The following is a 24,485-nucleotide window of genomic DNA, read 5'->3' as shown; positions in this document are numbered from 1 at the left end:
GTGTTCACTGCTGGGTGCGGCGGCGGGCTGCAAGAAGTGCTGTCATGTCATCTGCGGCCTGCAGTAAACTGCTCACCCATTTGTCTGTTGAGAATCGGCTGCTCGGTCCCGCCACGCTCAGTGCCGCTACCAAGGAACCCGTGGAATCGGCCACTCCGGCAGCGACACCGTCAATTCCTTCTGCGTATTCGCCTTCGGTCACCGCGTATCGTTGCCTCCTCACGGTAGGAAGGGTCACGGATTTCAGGAGGTCTTTGGAACGGATGCTGTGTTGCGTGACGGAGGGCAGGTCATCCTCCGGGTAGAGATTGTCGATCTCTGCATCGGAGAGGGAAGCCAACATGATTTTTCCGGACGCGCAACTTATGAGTGGCATGCGAGTCCCGACCTTGATGTCCAGCCTTAGGACGTGATTGGTCTCGAAGCGCTGGACGATAATCGCATCCCGGTTCCACGGAATTGCAAGTGATACTGCCTCGCCGGAAAGATCTGCAAGCTCGCGCATGGGCCCAAGCAGCTCACCTCCGAAGCGGGCAGCGTCCGGTACAGCTGCCCCGACCTCAAAAGCCGTAATGCCCAAAACGTACTGGCTCTCCTCATTCTGAAGGGCGAACTCTTGTTCGACGAGCGTGGCGAGGAGCATGTGCGCTGTGCTGCGCCCAATTCCCATTCTTCGGGCTACGTCGCTTACGCCAATACCATCCGGGTTCTCACTCAGCAGCTTGAGCACGCGTAGTGCCATCGCCACTGTGCTGGAGGTCCTGGAGCTATTTGACATATGCGAACACCCTTCGTAAAATGCGAATGCTCGTAGATCATGCCTTGAGCCTTGAGGCTGGTCAAGAGTCTTTTCCGTATTAGGTAGATGTGAGAGCAGGGTCTCTAAATCCCCTGGCGCCCCGGCAGACCGAACGTGTCGACGGTGGCGGGGGCCAGTGACGAAGCCATAGATCCTCAAGCACCTGCTGTTGCCGAATCTCGGCGTGCGGGGCGGTATCAAAGGGGAGACGCAAACTTTTTTGGCCGCTTTCAATGGTCCTCGGCGGCTTCGTTGACGGATAGGAAGACACGCTAAGGCCCGCTCAGGTATCGGCAGCTGTCTCAAAGTGACACGTTATGTTCCTTGCCCCCGGTCCCATGCTGGAGGAGACCCTTTAGTTCTCAAAGCATGGTGAGTTGATCAGAATGATGAACCGGAAGCTTGCACACGGTCGGCACCTCGAGTGGGGGCTACGTGTGAATGAGCAATGCAACCCTCAGGTGGCCTTCGAGGGCGAGTCGGGACAGTGTAAGCAGCGCTCGGAGTCGATGGAGCCCAATGGGCATTGGCTACCTGCTTCCAACGACTCACTGGTTTCAGTTGTCCGTCATACCATCGATGGCATTTGGCCTGACACCATGGCCACGATGGCCTGACACGGTGCAGCGAGGACGTGGAACAAAGTAATGCTGCGGGGGCATGGCTACTTCACCCGCTATTGAGCTTGACACTCAGATTTTATGAGCAGGCTGCGTAGGGATGACGGCGCGTACCGCCACAAGTCCTTGCCGTCTGGGCAAGTCCGACTAGCCGTTTTCGCGATTCAGGCTATTGACGACGTTGATCCTGCCAAGCTTGCTGCACAAACAATTCCTATTTACAGATCAAGGTGAAAGTAATGAAGGCTCGAGAAGCTTGCAGGAGACAGAGAAACCACGCTGTGCTTTCGGATTGGCGAGAACTGCAACAAGGTGAACGAGTAAACATCATGAGGAATGCGAGGATCGTCGCCCAAGGTCTAGTAGAAGAAATCTCGGAGAGTGGGGGAGTGCTGTGGATTGTGAATGACCAATCCGAAAACCAAGCATTTCTCAAATCGGACGGGGTTCTTGTCCACAGGCATTGACAGCGATCGGAATAATGCGCACCACCGCGCGACGGCTGGAGGACAGCGTTACTCGCCAGGGGGCTGAGATGTTCGAGGACGATGTCATGATGAACGTTGCAAGCGTCGATAGCCCGGCATCGTCGAAGACGCCGGTGCTGTTGCCATTGTGGATAGCTCGCTAAGATGCTCTGCCGCAACACAGTTCGCGGTGTCGCGTCTGTGACTTTGAGGATCTCAGCCCAGGCATCCAGAACCTCGCAGCGCAGCGAGCCCATTGGAAAGTTCGAGCTCGGGTCGAGGGCCGGGACTCGGGCTCCCGACGCTAGACGCCTTTATTCCAGAGGTCCTGAGTAGGCTCCGGTGTGAGCGTTCTCCCAAGTTCCGTTGAGCTCCATGGGCCGCGCTGACTCTGCGGTGCGACAACGTGTCTCAAGCTGACACGGTCGCTTGGTGTATTCACAGACGATGCTCTAAGCAATCCGGACAATCATTGGATACCACGGAACATGACAGCGCAGATCCATCGGTACAAGACTCGCTCAGTGCACAAGTTATTCAGACACGGCGACATGATTCCATCAGGCAGTTTCATAAAAGAATGGTGCAAAATCTATGACGAGAATTTTTAGGACGCGTTGGGACCTCGTAGAGCAACGTGACATGGTGGAAGTAAGTTTCAACGGGAAGTTCGTGCAGATGGGAATTGTTGATGAATTTTCTCTCGACGGGGACTTCGTATGGCTCCTGGACCCCCTGGGCGAGCGGAGGCTCATTCATGCGCACGACGGTTACGACCTCGTGAAACTGGATCGGTAGGGGTTCCACTGCCACCCGACGCCTCTGCATACATGTTGGTCTCGCGGGCCTACTCTGACAGTTGTGGAGAAGAGAATACCAGTACATTCACATCTTGCCTGCCCGCAGTTGGAGCCTACTCGCATACACGGCAACAGCAGCCTCTCGGGAGCTCATAGGTTCCGCTCCAAGGGACAAGACCAGTCAATAGTCCGACCGCGCAGCTGATAGCGGTCGCGCTGGAGTATGGAGATCCAGCTTGAGAATGGCTCGCGAGAGCAGGACCGCCCGGTCGGTCAGGTTATCCAACTCTTCGTCGTCGCAGTCTGGTGATGCCCAGCGCGTCGCACCTTCAAGCAACGTCATGACAACTTTGACTCGATCTTCCGCCTCGGGATACCCCATATCCGTGGCGGCGGCCGCGTACATGTTTTGGTGCATCCGAACCCAGTCATCGACCTGGGTGCGGAGTTCGGCTGGAAGTATGTGTGCCGCTCTGTCCGTGGCAACCAGCAGATCCCAGAGATTGCTCTCCGGGAGTCGCACCTGACGGGTGAAATGGAGCCTGACCATGGCATCCCAGAAGTCCTCAGCTGATGCGGCCTGCCCAACCGCTTCCAGCAGTGCGACACCGAAGCGATGGAAGTGCCACCTGAGCGACTCTGCGACGATCTCATCCCTGCCATTCGGAAAGTGTGAGTAAAGGCTCGGGGGTTTGATGTTGACGGCATTCGCGATGGTCCGCATCGAGACTGAGTTGAACCCGTTTGCTATGGCCAGCTCAAGGAAAGCTTCCAGAATATGCCGCCGCGAAGCCGACTGCCCAGCCCAGCCCCACTCCTCCAGGCGGTCTGAAAAAGCGTCCCGTGCAGCCACATACGATCTACCACTCATAGCTCGACCCTAACAAGCAATTAACGGGACAAAAACCCTTGGCTAACGATCATTAGTTAGGTATGCTTGAAGTGGCGCGAAGAAGCACCCGCTTTGGCGTTTTCAAAGATGCTATTTTGAGCAGGAAGAGCGGAAATGGTCACCGAAAAAACAAGCCGGGGGACAAGCCAGCACTGCAACCTCTTTGGAAGCGGCCTTTCGGGCATGATTGCCGCGCATATCAGCGCCCAAGCTCTGGAAACTAACGCGCAACAGGACGATGCTTGGCAGGCGCAGCAGGCCTTCCGTCCCCGGTCCCGCAGTTGGTTTTCAAGGCGTGCCGCCTCCCACCGCCGCGGGACTGCCGCTGCCTCCTAGTCCGCCTCATTTTCTCCAGAAAGACAGTTCTTCCATGGCCGCTGAAATGCTGTCCCCTTGGCCGCATAACTCATTGCGCGAAACAAATCGCCTTCGAGAACTTTTCCTCATGCAGCCTCATACGGATCTCCGTGGAATCCGGCCGATCGTGGCGCGCTCTTGGTACCGCAGCAGGGCCGCTGGAGTCGACGCCGTAGCCGATCGAGGCTTCTTTGACGAAGGCCGGGTGGACGAATATACAATCCAAGCGGCCGGCCCACATTTGCAGAAGCTGGACGAAGTGGCTGCCGACTTGGGTGGGTATGTCAACCTGACGGCACCTAACGGCGTACTCGTCAAGGCCGATTTCCTTCGCGACGATGGATTCCCGGCCGGATATTCGCTTCTGGAAGAAAGTTGCGGCAGCAACGGTGAAGGCTTGGCGCTGGAGGAAGGCCGCGGCGTCTGGCTGGCCCCGGAGGAACATTTCCGCGAAGACATGCGAGGGAACTGGTGCTTTGCTTCGCTGGTTCGGGACCCGTTCCACAACCGCGTGCGAGCAGTCGTTGGCCTGACACTCCCCGCCAACCGCGTCTCTACCTTGGAACCCTCCTCTACGCTGCTGATGCTTGAGGGCGTAGCCTCGCGGATCGAGCGCGATATAGAAGTTCGGACGTCTTCCAGGGAGCGGGCGCTTCTGAATGAGTACTTGAAAATCTCGCGCCGAAGGGGCAACCGCGCGGTGATAGCACTTGATGGGAAGAACTCCCTCCAGAACACCACTGCAACGACTTCTCTGCAAGACAGCGACTTCTCGATCATATCCGGCTACGCCACGGCGGTAATGTCTTCCGGTCGCGGACTGAACTGTGAGGTGATGCTCCAAGGGCCTGGACTATCCACTCTGGAAGTTTCCCCCGTAACCCTGTCCGCTGCGAATGTCGGCGCAATCGTTGTCGTGCGGCCCCATGCTCCAAACAATGAGCGGGCCGTCACTGCTGCAGTCATACCCCCGCAACGGGAGTCTTCACCGCAGGGAACCGCTGAGCGACTGATGAAGCACCTGGATGGGACCAGCACCGAGTTCAAGCGCACCCTTAACCTGGCCCGCAAGGCGGTGGACGAGGGCAGGTCCGTGATGATGATCGGTGAACTTGGCAGCGGGAAACACCGCTTGGCCAGTGCCATCGCATCGCTGCGCGGAGGGCACATGGCGATTGATGCACGCAGTGGCGCTCTCAAGAACCTTCAATTCAGGGACGTGCTCCACAGGGTGGCTACAGAACTGCCTGCGACGCTCATTATTGAGCACGCCGATGAGCTTTCCCAGAATGAAGCCAGCGAGATCGCCCGCAATCTCAGGGGGAATTCGGCCACCAAATTGATCTTCACCATTGCACGGCCAACAGATGCCACCCTGCTGCTCTCCGAGTCTTTTGACGCCCTTGAGGTCCCAGTAGCGCCGCTGCGGAACAGACGGGAAGACATCCCGCAACTCGCCACTGCCATTGCGGAGGAACTGGGGGAGCGCAGGCTTTCCCGTCGGCTAGTCTCAACGCTCACACAAGCCGACTGGCCGCGGAACATAGACCAGCTCCGGTCCGTCGTCTCCAACGCGGTGGAGCGGTCAGAAGGTGCCGAAGTGACGGTCGACGACCTGTCGCAGGGCTTCCACCGCGTCTTGACCAAGGGGCGGCTTTCCCGGCTGGAAGACGCCGAACTCAGCGAATTGCGCACCGCCCTGCAAGAGGCGAAAGGCAATCGCAGCCTCGCAGCGGAAACTCTGCAGATCGGCCGCTCCACCCTGTATAGGCGCATGGACTACTTCCGCAGTCGGGGCATCGACCTCTGATTCCACCAGGCAGAAATAACGGACCCGGCCATCCTTGATGGCCGGGTCCTGCGTGCTGCCTACAACTCTGACTCGCGGGACAGGTGTCCCGCGCTTGTGTCTCGATCTGGCACGGATAGAGGCTCTGATATCGCGTTGTACTTGAAATCACCCGACACCGGCACTCGTCCCATGGAGTGTTCGGCAGCGAACGAGGGTACGACACGAACAGGACGACAGACTATGACGCGCGATGCCCAGGGAACCATTCTTGTGGCCCCTCACCATTTCCCAAATTTGGACCGCGAGCACGCCCTCGCGGTGGAGTTCGGTTACGCACTCAACGCCGCGGCTGACGCCGATGCCTTCCGTGAAGGGCTTCCCGAAGCTGACATTGTCATGATCACCCCCTACGCCAAGCTCACTGCTGCGGACTTCCCTGTGATGTCCAAATGCCGGGCAGTCATCAGGTACGGAATCGGCTACGACAACATCGATGTTGCTGCTGCCACCGAGGCCGGCATTCCGGTTTCGATCGTCCCGGGGACAGCTTCGGAGGAAGTGGCTTCACACGCTTTCGCAATGGGCCTGGCCTTGGCACGCAGGCTGCCTGCAGGCGATGCGTCGATCCGAGATCTCGGCTGGGCCGGGACCATCGGATACGACACGCCGGTTCTGTCCGACCTCGAGGTCGGTGTGCTTGGAATGGGGCGTATCGGCCAGCATGTTGCCCGGATGTACCAGGCCGTGGGCGCCCGTGTACGGGCCTACGATCCGTTCGTGACGGACAGCTTCGTGGAGCTGACCGGGCTGGATGACATCCTGGAGAACTCCGACGTCGTCTCGTTGCACCTCCCGCTGACCGCGGAGACGGGAAACCTCCTTTCCGAGGATGTCCTGGCACGGATGCGCAAGGGCGCGGTAGTAGTCAACGTCTCTCGCGGCGGCCTCATCGATGAAGCAGCACTCGCCGAAGCGCTGACCTCGGGACACATTGCCGGTGCCGGTATCGACACCTTTGCTGAAGAGCCGCTGCGTGACGGGCACCCGCTCCGCTCAGCACCCAACACCATCCTGACTCCCCACATCGCATGGCGTTCCAACCGCTCGACGGGCGCACTGCAGGACGGAGCCGTGGAACGGGTCCGGCTGGCCCTGACCGGGCAACCGCTCATCGACCTTGTGAACTGAAAGACTGGAGAAAAACCAATTGGGAACCAAAAACCACCTGGAAAAGGTCGCGGAGGGTCACCCCGCGGAAGATCCACACCTGCGCAGGGGCCCCCGCGGCTTCCCCTTGCTGCCGGGCGGCTACGGCCGATCAACGTATTACACCGGAGCCCCAAGCCCGTATGCCATCCGAGGCGAGGGCTACCGCGTCTGGGATGACCGTGGCCATGAACTGATCGATGCAAACAACAACTTCACCTCGCTGATCCATGGCAACGCACACCCCGAGATCACCGAGGCCGCTACGAAGGCACTCAGTGCCGGCGCCAGCTGGGGAATCCCGAACCTCTATGAGTGGGAACTGGCAGACCTCCTGCTGTCCCGCCTGCCTGATCTTGACCAAGTACGATTTGCTAACTCGGGCACCGAAGCAGTGATGTCCGCAATCCGCATCGCCCGCGCAAGCACTGGGCGCGAACGCGTCATCGTGACAAAGGGCGGTTACCACGGAACGTCCGATGTGGCTCTGGTTCCTGGCGGACCGGCATACCAGCGCGGAGTGACCCGTGGGGTAATCAACGACGTCACCGCGGTGCCGCTCAATGACGTCGACGTCCTGCGTCAGGAAGTTGAAGCCGCACCGGACTCATACGCCGCAATCATCTTGGACCTGCTGCCCAACAGGGCCGGTCTTCTCCGTATTTCCGAGGATTTCGTACACGCTGCCCGTGAGCTCGCAACGCGGTACGGGATTGTCCTGATCATTGACGAGGTCATCAGTCTGCGCCTCGGATTCAATGGCTTCAGTGGCGAGTACGGCGTCTCCCCTGACTTGCTCACCACTGGAAAATTGATCGGCGGCGGCTTCCCCGTCGGCGCCGTGGCCGGCCGGGCTGAACTGATGGCAGAAGTGGATCCGACCCATCCGGGCAGCCTGCCACACGGCGGCACCTTCTCCGGGAATCCGGTCAGCATGGCTGCCGGAGCAGTCGCCTTGCGCCTCTTCACCGAAGAGGAAGTAAAGAGACTGAACCACCTCGGTGACACCACGCGTGACGCAGTGAACCTAAGGATCGCCGACGCCGGATGGGAGGTGCGCGGCCGGGGTTCTCTGCTCCGCGCGGTTCCTGCCGGCGCAGAGAAGGTCGACGAACAGACCCAGCACCGGCTCTGGTGGGCCTCCTACGAGCGGGGATTGCTCGGTTCGCCCGCCAACCTGCTGTCCCTGTCCACCCCAATGGATGAGAAGGTCGCGGGGGACATCGCCGAACGACTGGCTGATGCCGTGCTCGCAATTGCAGGCCGGACCCCGAAAACGGAAGACGGAAAGTAGCCATGAAGATTGTTTCCTACCACCACGAATCCGGCGTCCGCGGCGGGGTGCTGATTGACGATGCGGTCTATGATCTCGAACTGCTCCTCCAAGGCTCCACAGATGCCGTTCATGGCGCAACCACCTCTGTCCGTGAGTTCCTGAAGCTCTACGGCGACCGGATCCCTGCAATCTCGGCCGGGGTGACCAGCCTTGCCGCCCAGGACCCGGTGGCCCGGGTCGGGGCATTGACTGAGGTTCGGTTGACCACACCGGTCACGGATCCGGCCAAGGTGCTCTGCATCGGTCTCAATTACAAGGACCACGTGGCGGAAACCGGCCGGGCCTTTCCCGAATATCCGGACGTGTTCGCAAAATTCGCGTCCACCATGGTTGGCCCGGAGGACGAAATCGGCGGTGCCCGGGTCAGCGATAACCTCGATTTCGAGGGGGAAGTTGCCGTGGTCATTGGCCGCCGGGCGAGCGAGGTCTCCGAGGAGGACGCGCTGAACTACGTCGCGGCTCTTGCCGCACTGAACGATGTCACAGCACGCGATCTCCAGTACCGCGGTACCCAGTGGCTGGCCGGTAAAGCCGTTGACGGTTCAACCCCATGGGGCCCGGCACTGGTCACCCTCGATGAGGTGGGAGACCCGCAGACGCTTGACCTGGTAACCCGGGTGAATGGCATCGAAGTGCAGCGTTCCAACACGCGGCATCAGATCTTCTCCATCGCCCGCATCGTCTCCTACCTGTCGAGCTTCCTGACGCTCGAACCCGGGGACCTCATAGCCACGGGTACCCCGCACGGCATCGGTGCCAAGCGGAATCCCCCCGTCTGGCTCGAGCCGGGCGACACGGTGGAAATCGAAATCGACAAAGTAGGGCTGCTCCGCAACCGCGTTGGCAAGCCTCAGCTTTAACCCCTGCAAGCTCTACGAAAGTAAGAAGACTATGAGTGAAAAAGTAGCACCATCAAGTGAGGCTAGGTTCCGCATCGCCGTCGACACTGGCGGCACGTTCACCGATGTCGTCGTCGATTCCAGCAACGGTGACATGGCAGTGGGCAAAGCCCTGACCACCTATGACCGCGTCTTCACAGGCTTCGAAGCCTCTGTACGCCGTGCCGCCGAGTCAGTGGGGTGGAGCGGCGACGACGTCCTGCGCAACGCGGACGTCATTGTCTACGGCACCACTCACGCCACCAACGCGGTACTGACGGGCAAGGTGGCCAAGACCGCCTTGCTGACCACTGACGGCTTCGCCGACACCCTGCTGCTCCGGGAAGGAGGCCGCCGCGACGCGTTCGACTCTAAAGCCGCGTACCCGCCGCCCTACATCCCCCGCCACCTGACCTACGAGATCAATGAACGCATTTCCGCTGAAGGCGACATCCTTGTACCGCTCGACGAAGAGCAAGTGCGTAAAGTCCTGCGTTCTTTCAAGGAACAGGGAATTGAAGCGGTAGCTGTCTCCTTCCTCTGGTCGATTATCAACGACATTCACGAGAAGCGCGTCGCGGAACTTATCCAGGAAATCCTGCCGGGTACTCCCTACACGCTCTCCAACGAGGCCAATCCAACCATCCGCGAATATCGCCGGTCCTCCGCGGCCTCGATCGATGCATCCCTGAAGCCGTTGATGGCTGATCACCTGGGCAAGCTGCGCACTGACCTCCAGGAGTACGGCTTCGCCGGTGACTTGCTGGTCGTCACCTCCGAAGGTGCAGTCCTCGACGTCGTGGATGTCCTGGACCGCCCGGTTCTGCTGCTCAACTCGGGCCCGTCCATGGCGCCGCTGGTCGGCGCGGCGGCCGCGCCGGAGCGGGACACAGTGGTGGTCTGCGACATGGGTGGCACCACTTTCGACGTGTCCCTCGTTGAAGAGGGCGTTGTCCGCCACACCAGGGAGGCCTGGCTGGGTGAGCCCTTCGTGGGGCACCTTACCGGTCTGTCCTCCGTGGCAGTCTCCAGCATTGGCGCTGGCGGCGGCAGCATCGCCTGGATCGACGGCGGCGGTTTGCTCCGCGTTGGTCCGCAAAGTGCCCGCAGCACACCCGGCCCCGCTGCCTACGGACGCGGCGGCGAAGAACCTACTGTTACGGACGCCTGTGTAGCGCTCGGCTACCTTGACGCTGATGGCTTCGAAGGTGGATTCACCCTGGACCGCGAGGCCGCGGTGCGGGCCATCGATACCCGAATCGCTGGACCACTGAACATGGACACCCGGCAGGCTGCACAGGCCATCCTCGACGTCTCCGCCAACCACATGGCCACGGCCATCCGCCAGGCTTCGCTGGAACAGGGCGTGGATCCCCGAGGTGCACTGATTGTTGCCGGCGGTGGAGCCGGTGCCATGGTGGCCGCCGCGATCGGTGTCCTCCTTGAGACTGATACCGTCCTGATTCCCGCTACCGCCGGCGTCCTTGCCGCCTACGGAGCACATCGCGCTCCGATCGCCACCGAATTCCTCTCTCCGCTGCACAACGACACCCGCAGCTTCAATTCTGTGTCCGCCACCCGCGCGGTGGAAGACCTTAAGGCCAAGGCCAACGCCTTCGCCGAGCGCTTCCACGGTGTAGGTGATTCGCCCAACGTCACCTACTTCGTCGATGCCCGCTACCCGGGCCAGGCGTGGGACCTGCGTGTTTATTTGGAAGCTGCGCCGGACACGGCCGGCGATGCCGCAGGAGTCATTGAGCGGGCCTTTCACGAAGAGCACGACCGCCGCAACGGCACACACGATCCGGACAGCCGGGTGGAGATCATCACCTGGGGTGTCCGCGTGGAAATCCCGCGGCCCGAGCATGCGAAGGACGAGTCCGACATCACCCGCATCAGCGAAGTCCACCGCACCGATGACATCATCTTCGGCGGTGAAAGGTTCAGCACCCAGCGGTACCGCGGTGTCACCCTTGCACCCCGGGACAAGATCCTGGGACCCGCGGTCATCGACCAGCCCACAACCACCATCGTCGTGCCGCCGGAATGGAACGCCACGCTCGACGAACGATTCAACATCTACCTCACCCGTAAGGAGGCCTGACCGTGACGCGCGAATTCGATCCTGTAAAGCTCTCGGTGCTTGCCAATGCATTCGACGGCATCGTCCGTGAAATGACCAGCGGCCTGCTCCGCTCGGCACGCTCATCCGTCATCAATACGGCCCGCGACTTCTCCTGCGCGGTACTGACGGCAGACAACCAACTGCTCGCCGCAGCCGAAGGTGTCCCGGTGCACGTCTTCGGTGCAGGACCGCTCGGCGAGGACATGGTGGAGTTGCACGACGACATCCGTGAAGGCGACGCGTTCCTGCATAATGACCCCTACATGGGTAACTCCCACGCAGCCGACCACGTCATCCTGGTGCCAATCTTCATCCAGGGCCGCCACCTCTTCACAGCGGTCACCAAGGCCCATCAGGCCGACTGCGGCAACTCGCTCCCGACCACATTCTTCGCTACCGCGCGGGACGTTTACGAGGAAGGCGCCCTGATCTTCCCTTGTGTCCGCGTCCAGCGCGACCACAAGGACATCGACGACATCATCCGCATGTGCCGGTCACGCATCCGCGTTCCTGACCAGTGGTACGGCGATTACCTGGCATCCGTCGGTGCATCACGCATCGCCGAACGCCGCATCCACGAACTCGCTGAAAAATTCGGCGTCGATGACTTGGTGGACTTCGTGGACGCCTGGTTCGACTACTCGGAGCGCCTTACCGCCAGCGCCATTGAAACGCTGCCGGAGTACGTCCTCCTCGGCACATCGACCCACGATCCTTTTCCCGGCACGGGCCCGGACGGAGTGCACCTGCAGGCAACCCTCGAGGTAAGGCCCAAGCAGGGCAAGATCGTCATCGATCTGCGCGACAACCCGGACAACCTTCCCAACGGCCTGAACCTAACGAAGGCCACGGCCACCGGTGCCGCGCTGGCAGGCATCCTCTCCGGTATCCCTGAGAACCTGCCAAGTAACGCCGGAACCTTCCGCAGGGTGGAGGTGCTGCTGCGTGACGGCTGTGCTGTTGGCGTCCCGAAGCATCCTTACTCCTGCTCGTCGGGAACCACCAACCTTGCCGACCGCGTGGTGAACATCGTCCAGGCGGCTTTCTCGCAGATCGATGACGGATACGGAACCGCTGAGGGTGCAGCCGGGCAGGCGCCCGCCAAGTCGGTTATCTCCGGCATCGACGAACGCAACGGCAACGCCTACGTGAACCAAATCCTGGTGGGCGGCGTCGGCGGTCCTGCCACCCCGTATGTTGATGGGTGGCCCACCTATCAGCGTCCGGTGTGCGGCGCCCTCCTCTACCACGACAGCGTGGAAGTGGACGAGCAGCGCTATCCCATCCTGGTCCACGAACGTACCCTGGTCGCCGACTCCGGCGGAGCAGGCCGCCAACGCGGCGGACTCGCCACACGCGTCACCATGGAACCCCGGGCAGAGAGCGTCACCCTCACCTACGGTATCGAGGGCAAGATCAACCCGCCGAAGGGTGTCCGGGGCGGTCACGATGGCGCCGAGCCTTCCACCTGGGTAGAAGACCTCACCACCGGTGAACGCCGCGAAATCCCCGTGGTGGGCCGATACGACCTGCAGGCGGGCGAGAAAGTCGTGTCCATCACCCCGGGAGGAGGCGGATACGGCGATCCACTGGAACGCGACGTGCTTGCCGTGCTCGACGACTACCGCGAGTCCCGGGTCACGCTGGAAGCGGCGGCTGCCCACTATGGCGTGATCATCGCCGACGGCACCGTAGACGAGCAGGCTACGGCCAAGGCTCGCCACGACCGCCTGGCCATTTAGCGCCAGCTATCGCAACTGCTTCCGGGGCGGGGTATATTTCCTCGCCCCGGAAGGTTTCACCAACTAATGACGGAGATTCACATGGAACCCATTCGAGTCGGCATCATCGGCGTCGGAAACGTTCTCAACCAATACCTGGACAAGATCGGCGTCCACCCGGATGTAGAGATCGTGGCGCTCGCCGACGTTAACCCTGAAGCGGTGAAAGCGCGGGCCGCGGAGTACTCGGTCCCTAAAGCACTCACACCGGACGAGCTGCTGGCCGATAACGAGGTAGAGCTGGTTCTCAACCTCACCCCGCCAAAGCTCCATGCGCCGGTGACCCTCCAAGCCATCGCCGCAGGTAAGCACGTCCTTTCGGAAAAGCCGTTTGCCACTTCCCTGGATGAAGCACGCCAGATCCTGGACGCCGCCCGCGAGGCTGGGGTGAAAGTGGGCTCAGCACCCACCACCTTCCTCGGCTCCGGCATGCAAACCAGCCGAAAGCTCATCGATGACGGTTGGATCGGGGAACCCGTGGCCGCCTTCGCGTCCTTCGCTTGCCGCGGCTATGAGCACTGGCACCCGAACGTCGACCCCTTCTACAGTCCGGGAGCCGGTCCCATGCTGGACATCGGGCCGTACCTGATCACCAACCTTGTGAACTTCTTCGGCCCGGTCAAGCGGGTCTCTGCAACAACACCACGCTCATCGGAGACCCGGCCCCGTCCCGGCAAGGAGGGCGGAGTCATTCAGATCAAGACCCCGACGCACGTCACGGGCACCATTGATTTCGAGTCGGGTGCGTCCGCAACGGTGATCGTCAGCTGGGACATTTGGAACCACAACCTGCCGCATTTGGAGATCTACGGAACAGGTGGCTCGCTGGCGGCGCCAAACCCTGACCACTTCTCCGGGGCACCTGTGCTGCGCCGAGGCGAGCCCGGTGACCTGGCGCTGGATATGACCCCTCCAGGCGGTGGTGACTGGCGGGAAACTCCAATCACACACCGCGACGATGCCTACCGGGGCATCGGCCTGGCCGAGTTCGGCTTCGCCATCCGCAAGGGCCTGGAGCCCCGCACCGGCGGCGACTTTGCCTACCACGTGTTGGAGGTCCTCCTCGCCTTTGAAGCATCCTCGGAGCAGGGCCGTCACATCGAGATTGAAAGCACCTGCGAGCGGCCTCGACCGCTGCCTTCGGTGGGACCGCAGGAGCCCTACCGTTTCGACTAGGGGAACGTAGGCAACAACAGCAGCCGACGGCGGTACTTGCGTGCCGCCGTCGGCTGCTGTTTTTCGTACCCCATAGCAAGCGTGCGTATCAAACTGGGACACAACATTGCTTCCCCACAGTGAAAACCTGAAGTTCGGGCGAATCGGTTGCAAATGCCGACGCACCTACGAATTTAGGAGATCGCATGACTAGCACAGCCGCTGCTGACATCGGCACAGAGGTCGACGTCAAGGCCGTCCGTCGCCGCACTGTCGCACAAGCAATCGTTGAATACCTTCAGGTCCAGTACAGCGAATTAGACGGTGAACGGAGGCGCTTGGTTGCCGGAATGTACGGCATCTTCGGACACGGCAACTCCGTTGGACTGGCGCAGGGAATCGACGAGTATGGCGTGGACTTCCCGCACTACCAGGGCAAGAACGAGCAATCGATGGTCCACGCCGCCATTGGCTTCGCGAAAGCCTCAAACCGCGCCGCGACCCTCGCCTGTACCGCCTCCGCCGGCCCGGGATCGACGAACATGGTCTCAGGTGCCGCCACGGCAACTACCAACCGCCTTCCGGTGCTTCTGTTTCCCGCGGACATCATCAATAACCGTTTTGGTGACCCCGTGCTGCAGCAGATCGAGCACCCGGTAGAACGGGATGTATCCGCCAACGACTGCTTCCGCCCTGTCAGCCGCTACTTCGACCGGATCACCCACCCGGCCCAGCTGCTGTCCACACTCCCTGAAGCGATGCGGGTCCTCACCGATCCCGTCGAAACCGGCGCCGTAGTAGTTTGCCTTCCCCAGGACATTCAGGGCGCGGAATTCGACTTCCCGGAATCCTTCTTCACACCGCGTGTGTGGCACATCCGTCGTCGTCCTGCTGTGGAGGACGAGTATCGCGATGCTGCTGCAATCATTGCGAACGCCGAACGCCCCCTGCTGATTGCAGGTGGTGGCGTCCGTTACTCGAAGGCACAGGAGGAACTGGCACGCTTCAGCGCCGAGTTCGGCATTCCGGTGGCCGAGACGTATGCCGGCAAGGGAAGCGGCCCCATCAGTGAACTTAATCTGGGCGCCCTCGGCGTGACCGGCACTGTGGGGGCAAACGAAATCGCCGACGCCGCGGATGTTGTCATTACTGTAGGCTCACGCCTCCAGGACTTCATCACTGCATCACACTCACTGTTCCAGAACCCCAACGTGAAGTTCGTGAACCTCAACGTTGGCTCATTCGACGCCCACAAGATGGGCTCATTCCCCGTCATTGGCGATGCCAAACTGTCCCTTGCCGCGCTGCGTGAACGCCTCGGAGCCCGTCAGTACGGCACATCCGAGGACTTCCGCAGCGACATCGCGGACGCCCGGAAGGCCACCTTCGAGGTACGCAAGCACGACCTCCAGGCATTCCCCGGTGAGAACATGAGCCAGGCCCAGGTAATTGACGTGCTGAATCGCACGGCCACCAGCCAGGACGCCCTGATCCTGGGATCCGGCGGGGTGGTTGAAGGCATCCACAAGGCCTGGGATCCGTCCAACGGCACCGAGATCCACTTCGAGTACGCCAACTCCTGCATGGGCCATGAAATCCCGGCAGGCCTGGGCTATCGGATCGCCCGCGGGGACGCCCCCGGCGAGGTGTACGTGCTGATCGGTGACGGCACCTACTTCATGCAGCCCACCGAGCTGGTCACTGCGGTGCAGGAACACAAGAAGATCATCACCATCGTGATCGACAACCGCGGGCACCAGTGCATCTGGCCGCTTCAGGTGTCGAAGGGCGGCCCTGGCCGCGAGTTTGGTACCCAGTACCGGGAACGCAGCAATGAGTCCGGTCGCCTCGACGGAGCAATCCTGGACTTCGACATTGCGGCCAACGCTGCCAGCATGGGCTGTGCAGCCTGGTCCACGACCACCATCGAGGAATTCGAGGCGGCGCTCACCGAGGCCAGGGAAGTGAACGGCCCCGCAGTGATTGTGGCCCGTGTGGAGCGCGCGCGCTACCTGTCCGGCAACGGTGCTTTCTGGGATGTCGGAGTTCCCATGACGTCGGAGCGCCCGGGCAGCCAGGAAGGGACTGCGAAGCACTTGGAGGGCCGTGCCCGCCAGCGCTTCTACGCAGCCACCACCGCACCTGACGCCCGTTAAACGCGCCGGGCGGGACCGCGCTGCAGCGCGGTCCCGCCCGGCGTTTTACGGGGCAACCCCGTTCTTTCAATTTTCTGACAAAGGAGCATCCACCATGAGTGCATTCGCTGTTGTAGATCCGGCCACAGGAACCACCCACGCGCAATACCCTGCGGCTACCGACGCAGAGGTCGAGGCAGGCCTCAGCGCAGCGCAGAGCACCTACCAGGACTGGTCACGCACCACTACCGTGGCTGAGCGGGCAGCGTTGGCAAAGCGGCTGGCCGACCTGTTCGTAGAACGCAAGGACAAGCTCGCGGCCATCATCAACCGGGAGATGGGCAAGCCCCTTCCGCAGGCGGTGGGGGAAGCAGAGTTCTCCGGCGCCATCGCCGCAGCATTTGCCGAACACGCGGAAGAGTGGCTCGCCGATGAAGAACTTGACGTTGCCGACGGCTTGCGGACCTTCTTCCGCTACCAAGGCCTGGGCGTGGTCCTCGGCATCATGCCGTGGAACTACCCCTACTACCAGGTGGCACGCTTCGCGATTCCCAACATCATCCTGGGCAACACCGTGATTGTCCGCCATGCGAGCCAGTGCCCTGAGTCGGCCCTGGCCCTTGAGGAACTCTTCCGCGACGCCGGTTTCCCCGAGGGTGCCTACGTCAACCTCTTTGCCACGCACCAGCAGATCTCGGACATCATCGCCGACGACCGCCTTCAGGGAGTATCACTCACAGGTTCGGAGCAGGTAGGTGCGATTGTGGCAGAGCAGGCCGGGCGTGCCCTGAAGAAGTGTGTGCTGGAACTCGGCGGCGCCGATGTCTTCATTGTGCTCGACACCGACGACGTTGACCTCGCAGTGAAGAAGGCTGTGATGGGCCGTATGGGCAACACCGGCCAGTCCTGCAACGGCTCCAAGAGGATCGTCGTGCTGGACAAGTACTTCGACGAGTTTTCGAAGAAGTTCAAAGCTGCCATTGCCGGGCAGTCTTACGAGAGGGGCGATTTCGGTCCACTCTCCTCAGCCTCCGCAACCAAGTTCCTGAAGGAGCAGGTGCAGGGCGCCCTCGATCAGGGCGCCGAAATCCTGGTGGGCAACAACCAGCCTCAGGGCAACGTGTTCACACCAACGGTAATTACAAACATCTCTCCCTCCATGGACGTCTACAGGGAGGAACTCTTCGGCCCCGTGGCGCAGCTTTACAAGGTCAGCAGCGACGAAGAAGCAATCAAGCTTGCGAACTCCTCGCCTTACGGCCTTGGTTCCGTGGTAATTTGCGACGACCTTGAGCGGGCTGAGCGCATCGGCAACCAGCTCGACGTCGGCATGGTCTTCATAGGCGCCTATGACCTCAGCGGTGCCGATGTTCCCTTCGGCGGCGTCAAGAAATCAGGCTACGGACGCGAACTTGGCAAAGTTGGAATGCTGGAGTTTGCGAACAAGAAGCTATTCCGCTTCGCAAAGTAGCGCACCCGCGCATTATGCAAGGGGAGGTCCCGTCGGACGGACCTCCCCTTGACCTTTTGCTAGGCACAGAATGGCCGGATGCCGCACGGACAGATCGTGCCAGATATCAACTGGAAGGATCAGGATGGTAGGACTTATGACTGAACCAGCAGCCGGCTCCGGCGAGGGTTCGGTGGATGAAGGAGGCTCGCTCCGCTACGCCCCGGGACCCTACTTCGGCACCTACGGTGGCCGCTGGATGCCTGAGGCGCTGATCCCCGCCCTTGACGAGCTGGAGGCGACCTTCGAAAAGGCCAAGGCCGATCCTGAGTTCCGCGCCCAGATAGATAACCTGAACAAGAACTATTCAGGCCGGCCCTCGCTGCTGACCGAAGCCAAGCGGTTTTCTGTACACGCCGGGGGCGTGCGGGTGTTCCTCAAACGCGAGGACCTCAACCACACCGGCTCGCATAAGATCAATAACGTGCTGGGCCAGGCGCTTCTTGCCAAACGCATGGGCAAGACACGTGTTATCGCTGAGACTGGCGCAGGGCAACACGGTGTGGCGAGTGCAACGGCGGCGGCCCTGCTAGGCCTCGAATGCGTCGTCTATATGGGTGCCGAGGACTGCCGCCGTCAGGCGTTGAATGTGGCCAGGATGGAACTCCTGGGAGCGACTGTCGTCCCGGTCGCAACGGGTTCCCAGACGCTTAAAGACGCCATCAACGAAGCCCTCCGGGATTGGGTGGCCAACACAGATAACACTCATTACGTGTTGGGCACGGCAGCGGGTGCCCACCCGTTTCCGGCTATGGTCCGGTATTTTCACGAGGTTATCGGTGACGAAGCCCGCAGACAGATATTGGAGCGGACCGGCCGCCTGCCCGACGCGGTTTGCGCCTGCATTGGCGGCGGGTCAAACGCCATCGGCCTCTTCCATGCCTTCCTGGACGACCCTTCCGTGAAGATTTACGGATTTGAGGCCGGCGGAGCCGGCATAGAGAGCGGGCGCCACGCGGCGCCGATCACGCTCGGCCTGCCGGGCGTACTGCACGGTGCCCGGTCCTACCTGATGCAGGACGACGACGGACAGACCATCGAATCGCATTCAATTTCCGCAGGGCTGGATTACCCCAGTGTCGGGCCGGAGCACTCGCACCTCGCTGACATCGGGCGGGTCAGCTACGAAGCGATCACCGACACCGAGGCCATGGAAGCCTTTCGGCTGCTATGCCGCACTGAGGGCATTATTCCTGCTATCGAGTCGGCACATGCACTTGCCGGTGCCATAAAAGTGGGCCATCGGCTGTCCGCCGGAACCGGCGCCACGAGTGATGCCGCCGACAAAGTGGTGATAGCAAACCTGTCCGGCAGGGGCGACAAGGATGTGGGAACTGCCGCCGAGTGGTTCGACCTCCTGCAACAGGGGCCTCGCTGAGGCGGCCCTGCCATGGAAGGCCGATGGCTGTGAAGGTAGGCCGGTCCGGGCGATCCGGCCTACCTTTGCCTATGTTTTCTACGAGACAGGCTCAGCCATTCGGCTCGGCGACCGGCATTATGCCGGCCTCCATGGCGGCCAGCTGCAGCGCGAGCAGTTTTGAGTAAAACCTGCCATCACCGATGCCGAGTGAAACCATGAACCACAGCTGGTCCACTCCGGTGCGTCGCCACAGGCGGCCGTATTCACGGTCTGGCCCCACCATGGCGAATTCACCCACTCGATCTGCGATGTCATCACCGAGGACCTCACGGACCACCGACGGCGCACCCTGGTAGCCAGTGGCGAATACAACGAGGTCAGCATTCAGGGAGCGGGCCCCATCCAGCATGACTCCGCTGGGGCTGAGGCCCTCCACACTGCCATGGAGCAGCTTGATGGTTCCATCGATAATTAGTTCGGAAGCACCAGCATTGTAGTAATAGCCGGTCCCGTTGAGGCCAAAAATCAGCCCGAGAACGCCTTGGCCATCCGGGCCGTCGCTCAGCTCGAAACCTGCCTCGACCAAACCTTCCAACAGTTCCCGGTCCATCGCCTTGACCAACTCCACATGTTTCGGGCCGTGGGCAGGAAGTGCACCAAAGGGAGTTGAAGCGTTGACCAGGTCGGCTTCCTCGATGCTGTATCTCCCGCTGACGTGGTTGGCGTGCATCACTTTATGGAAGGTGGAGGTGTTCATGACAAACGTTCCGGACCGCTGGATCATCGTGACGTCGACGCCATGCTCGGCCAGGTCCTGCGCAATGTCGTGCCCACTGACGCCGGAGCCCACAACCACCGCACGCTTACCACGCCATTCTGCGTGGCCCTTGTAATCCACGGCATGCATGACGGTTCCTGGGAAGACCGACCGTCCGGGTACATCCGGGATGTTCGGTGCAGCGTTCATTCCGGTGGCAAAGATCAGATGTTTCGGGTTGATCCTGCGATGTTGTCCCTGCCGGCTGACATCGACGGTCCACCGTCGGGACGGTTGGTCGAAGTCCGCGGCAATTACTGTCGTTCCGGTCCATACGGCCAGATCCAGGAGTGTCGCGTAGCTCTCGAGGAAATCGCCCAACTTGTCCTTGGGAGTGAAACGAGGCCACGTTGATGGGAACGGAAGATAAGGCAAGTGATCGGACGCAAGTGGGGTGTGGAGTGCCAGCGAACTGTACCGCTTGCGCCAGTTATCGCCAACGCGCTCGTTGCGTTCTAGGACAAGGGCAGGAATGCCCAGGGCACGAAGGCGGGCAGCGAGCATGAGTCCGTTGTGTCCGGCACCGAGGATGACAACGTCCGGCTCCTGCTGCGTGAACTCGGGATCGAGTCCCTCTTGCCAACCAAGACGGTTCCGCACCGGGCCGTGGGTCTTTCCACTCGGGCGGCCGTCGAGATGGCGCTCTGGGTGGCTGTCCACGGCGTCGAGGGCCAGGACCAGGCTCTCTGCCAGCCAGGTTCCGTCGCCTTCCTGCACTAAGCGGACGTGGCCAAGACCCCTTCCCGTGCTGTTCCTGAACTGAAGGAAAGCGGAGACGGTACCGGGAGTTCCGTCTTCGACGATGATGGACTGACTGCCGGGCTTTACATCGATCGACATGAGCCGGTGCGCCGGCGGAATCGCGAACAGCTCGAAGATCTCCTCGTATCCGATCGCGTTGCGGAAATCCCAAGACAGCGCCAGAAGGTCGCGGACAACGCCATCCGGTCGGAAAAGGCCAGCAGCGGCGACCGCGTCCGTGGAGGCCAGGGCCCTGGCCAACCGTCGTGCCCACTCATGCACGACCAATCCGTACGTGTCGATCGAATCCGGCTTCACTGCCGGGGGTACGGCTACATCAGTCATGTGCACCGGTTCCTTTGTGTGTGTCATGTGTGTGGTTTCCTTCGTTCTTGAGTCGGCTGGCTGTCCACCCTTATTGCGCGGTGTATCCGCCGTCGATCAGGAGGTCCGCGCCGGTGACGTAGCTAGCTTCGTCACTGGCCAGGTACAGGACGCCGTAGCTCACTTCGATGGGCTGGGCCGCGCGTTTCATGGGCGTTGCATTGCTGAACTCGCGGTTGGACTTTTCGCCCTCTTCCACTGCCATCGGAGTCATGACCAATCCCGGCGAAACGGAGTTGACCCTCACGCTACGGTCTGCATATTCCATCGCCGCGGCGCGCGTCATCATCTTTACGGCCCCTTTCGAAGCCTGGTAGGAGAAGCCGCCGGGGTTGCCGACGGTGCCGTTGATGGAGCACGTGTTGACGATTGCGCCGCCGCCGCTTCGCTCGATCGCGGGTGCACCATGCTTGAGGCCAAGAAAGACGCCTTGCTGGTTGATGGCGGTGGTGAGGGACCAACCCTCAAGGCCCTCTTCTTCAACGGGCTTCATTGTGCCGACGATTCCCGCGTTGTTGACTAGGATGTCGATGCGCCCCCAGCGTTCTTCTGCCGCTGCGATGACGGTTTTCCATTCGTCTTCGGAGGCAACGTTCAGATGCATGTAGTGCACATCGTGCCCGGAATCCCTGAGTTCGCTGGCAACTGCCTCGCCGGTTTCATCCAACATGTCGGTGACAAGCACCGATGCACCCTCTTGCGCGAAAAGGCGCGCGTGGGATTCGCCCTGCCCTCTAGCGCCGCCGGTGATGATGGTTACTTTGCCTTGAACACGGCCCATGAGTGTCTCCTTCGTGATGGATGGGGTGAAGTGCTTCACGCTGTGGAAGACGCTACTGCCGCCTCTTGACGGGATTTGTGTCAGAAAGAGACATTTTTCGACTCATGGTCGGGGCAAACATTAGTCAGGAGCGCGGCACCTGCCACGCCGGATTAGGGGTCAACAGTGGGTGTGCGACTCGAAGGCAAGACGGCAGTTGTGACCGGTGCAGCTTCTGGGCAGGGTTTAGCGACCGTACGGGCGCTGGTAGGGGAAGGGGCCAGTGTCATCGCGGCGGACATTGATGAAGCCGCGCTGGAGCGGCTCTCAACCGAGAGCGGGCAGATTACGATACGACGCTGTGACGTGAGCAAGGCAGCAGAGGTGGAACGGCTGGTTGCCACGGCCGAACAGACCTACGGGGCCCTCCATGCCCTGCTGAACTGCGCCGGATATTTGCGAGCGGCATCCGTGCTTGAGACCGATGACGATGTGCTCGACCGGATCATCGATATCAACCTGAAGGGCGTGTTTTACGGCTGCAAATATGCCATCCCCGCCCTGCAGCGGGCCGGCGGCGGATCAATCGTCAATTGGGGCTCGGTCAACTCGTTGGTGGCTGAACCGGATATCGCGGCTTATTCCGCCTCAAAAGGAGCGGTCCTGATGCTCACCAAATCCGTGGCCGTCGAATATGCCAAGGACAATAACAGGGCCAACTGCCTGTGCCCAGGCGGTGTCCTTACGCCGATGGTGGCCGGCTTTTTCGATGAGGGGTTTCTCACGGATGAACAAGCCCAGCGGGCATACCAGCCGCTCGGCCTGATCAGCCCGGAGGAAGTAGCTGACGTTGCGGTGTTCCTGGTTTCGGACGAATCACGAAAGGTGACCGGTTCCGCCGTAATGGTCGATGCGGGATACACGGCGGTTTGAACAGATGTCCCACCTTGGGACAGTAGTCCCCTTCCCTGCTGCGTAATCTCGACAGAACCATCGCGCCACCTCCGGCGCAAACAATTCACAGAGGAGTTACTTGGCGATGACCATTGACGAACAGCAGGCCTTCGCAGCCCGGGTGGCGGAACAACGGCGCACCCGCCATACAACTGTTCCCCACGTCATCGCGGGCCAGGAATATTTCGAAGGCGCGCTCCTGCAACGGGAAGACCCCAGCAATCCCAGTGCGGTGGTCAGTGCCTGTCACGACGCGCCCGCTGAACTCGTGGAGCGGGCCGTCCAGGCGAGCCGTGCGGCCCAGCGTGACTGGTCCCGGGTTCCACCTTCGGAGCGCATTGAACGGGTGCGCCGGGCAATTCCCTTCATTGAGGAGCGTCTCGAGGAGTGGGCGGTCCGTGTGGCCCTCGAGATAGGCAAACCCTATGCCGGTGCCCGGGCTGAAGGGGCGGAAGTTCTTGAAATTGTCCGCCAGTACACCGAATACGCGTCGGCTCCAGGAGCTTTTGAGGATCAACGAACGGACGACCCGAGGGGTCTATCGAATGATTCCGTGCTTCGGCCCTACGGTGTTTTCGGCGTGATCACACCGTTCAACTACCCGATTGTCCAGGCCGCAGGTCCTGCCATCGCCGCACTCATCGCGGGCAACGGAGTGGTCGTCAAGACATCGCATGATGGTCCATGGTCCGGGCATGCCGTTTATGAACTCTGCGAGGCAATGGGGCTTCCGGAGGGACTGGTGAACGTGGTCCACGGAGGCGACGGTCCAGGCCGGGTTTTGGTCGCCTCGGACATCGATGGCATCTGCTTCACTGGTTCCGTCGCTGTGGGCAGGTCCATCCTGGGCGATTTCGCTTCCGGGCCGTATCCCCGCCCGGTAATCGCTGAAATGGGCGGCAAGAATCCGGTGATCGTCACTGATACGGCTGATCTCGAACAGGCAGCCGACGGCATTGTCTTCTCGGCCTTTGACCTCAGTGGACAAAAGTGCAGCGCATTGTCCCGGGTGTTGGTTACGCCCGCCGCCCACGACAGGCTGGCGAAACTCGTCGCGGAGAGGGTCAGGGACCTGAAGGCCGGGGACCCCATTGACGCAGATGTATTCGCGGGTCCCGTTGTTTCTGCCGAAGCAGTGGAACGGTATGACCAACTGCTGACATCCGCCCGCAGAGAGGAGTTCCATATAGAAACCGGCAAGGCCCACGACGGCGGCTACTTTGTTCCGGCCACCGTGGTCTCCGGAGTGCCGGCCACACACCGGTTAGCCACTGTGGAGCATTTTCTGCCCTTCCTGACCATCAGCAAGCTGCCAACTTTCGAAGCGGCCCTGACTGCCGCTAATGACACAGAGATGGGTCTGACCGCCGGGCTCTATACCGGGGACGAGAGCGAAGCAAGGGAGTTTCTTGACCGTATCGAGGCTGGCTGCGTGGACGTGAACGTCCCTGGCCACGCCACCACCGGGTGGTGGCCGGGACCACAGACCTTTGGCGGATGGAAGGCGAGCGGTACGACCGGTAAACAAACCCTCGGGAAGTGGTACTTCCAGCTGTTCGGACGCCAGCAAGCGCGGAAACTTCCGGCGCACCTGGAGCACCTACTGCAGCACTGAC

At 61.2% G+C, this 24,485-nt stretch carries 17 protein-coding genes; 13 read left to right on the top strand and 4 right to left on the bottom strand.

The features are described 5' to 3' along the window. Positions 1 to 4 precede the first annotated feature (4 nt). Positions 5 to 730 carry an IclR family transcriptional regulator gene (locus tag PV768_RS14170; RefSeq protein WP_421093332.1) on the bottom strand — a complete coding sequence of 242 codons (726 nt, stop codon included), beginning with the start codon at positions 728 to 730 and terminating at the stop codon, positions 5 to 7. A 1,750-nt stretch (positions 731 to 2,480) separates the two neighbouring features. Here PV768_RS14170 and PV768_RS14165 point away from each other — a divergent pair. Beyond that, a complete protein-coding gene (locus PV768_RS14165) occupies positions 2,481 to 2,684 on the top strand; it encodes a hypothetical protein (RefSeq protein ID WP_421093331.1) in 204 nt (67 codons plus the stop codon). A gap of 183 nt (positions 2,685 to 2,867) precedes the next feature. Here PV768_RS14165 and PV768_RS14160 read toward each other — a convergent pair whose 3' ends face one another. Continuing rightward, positions 2,868 to 3,557: a TetR/AcrR family transcriptional regulator gene (locus PV768_RS14160; RefSeq protein ID WP_421093330.1), complete on the bottom strand. Its 690-nt coding sequence runs from the start codon at positions 3,555 to 3,557 to the stop codon at positions 2,868 to 2,870. A 391-nt stretch (positions 3,558 to 3,948) separates the two neighbouring features. Between PV768_RS14160 and PV768_RS14155 the strand changes: the two genes are divergently transcribed. From PV768_RS14155 to trpB, 10 genes are all read left to right on the top strand, one after another. Then, a complete protein-coding gene (locus PV768_RS14155) occupies positions 3,949 to 5,745 on the top strand; it encodes a sigma-54-dependent Fis family transcriptional regulator (protein ID WP_421093329.1) in 1,797 nt (598 codons plus the stop codon). Positions 5,746 to 5,967: 222 nt separating this feature from the next. Then, positions 5,968 to 6,915 (top strand): C-terminal binding protein, encoded by a 948-nt coding sequence (locus PV768_RS14150; protein ID WP_421093328.1) that lies wholly within the window; start codon positions 5,968 to 5,970, stop codon positions 6,913 to 6,915. 19 nt (positions 6,916 to 6,934) lie between these two features. After that, entirely contained in the window at positions 6,935 to 8,227 is a 1,293-nt protein-coding gene (locus PV768_RS14145) for an aspartate aminotransferase family protein (protein WP_421093327.1), read from the top strand. A gap of 2 nt (positions 8,228 to 8,229) precedes the next feature. Beyond that, on the top strand, positions 8,230 to 9,129 hold the full coding sequence (locus tag PV768_RS14140; protein WP_104997726.1) for a fumarylacetoacetate hydrolase family protein: 900 nt from the start codon (positions 8,230 to 8,232) through the stop codon (positions 9,127 to 9,129). Between the two features lie 31 nt (positions 9,130 to 9,160). After that, positions 9,161 to 11,251 (top strand): hydantoinase/oxoprolinase family protein, encoded by a 2,091-nt coding sequence (locus tag PV768_RS14135; protein ID WP_421093326.1) that lies wholly within the window; start codon positions 9,161 to 9,163, stop codon positions 11,249 to 11,251. A gap of 2 nt (positions 11,252 to 11,253) precedes the next feature. Continuing rightward, positions 11,254 to 13,014, top strand: a complete 1,761-nt coding sequence (locus tag PV768_RS14130; protein WP_104997728.1) for a hydantoinase B/oxoprolinase family protein — start codon at positions 11,254 to 11,256, stop codon at positions 13,012 to 13,014. An 81-nt stretch (positions 13,015 to 13,095) separates the two neighbouring features. After that, on the top strand, positions 13,096 to 14,229 hold the full coding sequence (locus tag PV768_RS14125; RefSeq protein ID WP_199775366.1) for a Gfo/Idh/MocA family protein: 1,134 nt from the start codon (positions 13,096 to 13,098) through the stop codon (positions 14,227 to 14,229). Between the two features lie 185 nt (positions 14,230 to 14,414). Beyond that, positions 14,415 to 16,364 (top strand): 3D-(3,5/4)-trihydroxycyclohexane-1,2-dione acylhydrolase (decyclizing), encoded by a 1,950-nt coding sequence (iolD, locus tag PV768_RS14120; protein ID WP_104997730.1) that lies wholly within the window; start codon positions 14,415 to 14,417, stop codon positions 16,362 to 16,364. Between the two features lie 94 nt (positions 16,365 to 16,458). Further along, on the top strand, positions 16,459 to 17,814 hold the full coding sequence (locus PV768_RS14115) for an aldehyde dehydrogenase family protein (protein WP_104997731.1): 1,356 nt from the start codon (positions 16,459 to 16,461) through the stop codon (positions 17,812 to 17,814). 136 nt (positions 17,815 to 17,950) lie between these two features. Further along, positions 17,951 to 19,231 (top strand): tryptophan synthase subunit beta, encoded by a 1,281-nt coding sequence (gene trpB / locus PV768_RS14110; RefSeq protein WP_421093325.1) that lies wholly within the window; start codon positions 17,951 to 17,953, stop codon positions 19,229 to 19,231. A gap of 91 nt (positions 19,232 to 19,322) precedes the next feature. On the opposite strand, the gene PV768_RS14105 is transcribed toward trpB, so the two are convergent. After that, entirely contained in the window at positions 19,323 to 21,089 is a 1,767-nt protein-coding gene (locus PV768_RS14105) for a flavin-containing monooxygenase (protein ID WP_421093324.1), read from the bottom strand. Between the two features lie 97 nt (positions 21,090 to 21,186). Beyond that, entirely contained in the window at positions 21,187 to 21,975 is a 789-nt protein-coding gene (locus PV768_RS14100; RefSeq protein WP_234005557.1) for an SDR family NAD(P)-dependent oxidoreductase, read from the bottom strand. A 126-nt stretch (positions 21,976 to 22,101) separates the two neighbouring features. On the opposite strand from PV768_RS14100, the gene PV768_RS14095 reads away from it, so the two are divergent. Both PV768_RS14095 and PV768_RS14090 read left to right on the top strand, forming a co-directional pair. Continuing rightward, the gene (locus PV768_RS14095; RefSeq protein WP_104997735.1) at positions 22,102 to 22,848 is read left to right on the top strand and encodes an SDR family NAD(P)-dependent oxidoreductase; all 747 of its coding nucleotides are present in this window, start codon (positions 22,102 to 22,104) and stop codon (positions 22,846 to 22,848) included. A gap of 106 nt (positions 22,849 to 22,954) precedes the next feature. Beyond that, positions 22,955 to 24,484, top strand: coding sequence for an aldehyde dehydrogenase family protein (locus tag PV768_RS14090; RefSeq protein ID WP_421093323.1), 1,530 nt, complete (start codon positions 22,955 to 22,957; stop codon positions 24,482 to 24,484). Position 24,485 lies beyond the last annotated feature (1 nt).

It is taken from the genome of Pseudarthrobacter sp. CC4, from assembly GCF_048957775.1.
Taxonomy (GTDB): domain Bacteria; phylum Actinomycetota; class Actinomycetes; order Actinomycetales; family Micrococcaceae; genus Arthrobacter.
Note: the sequence above shows the minus strand (reverse complement) of the source record. Positions and strands in the feature narration are given on the sequence as shown.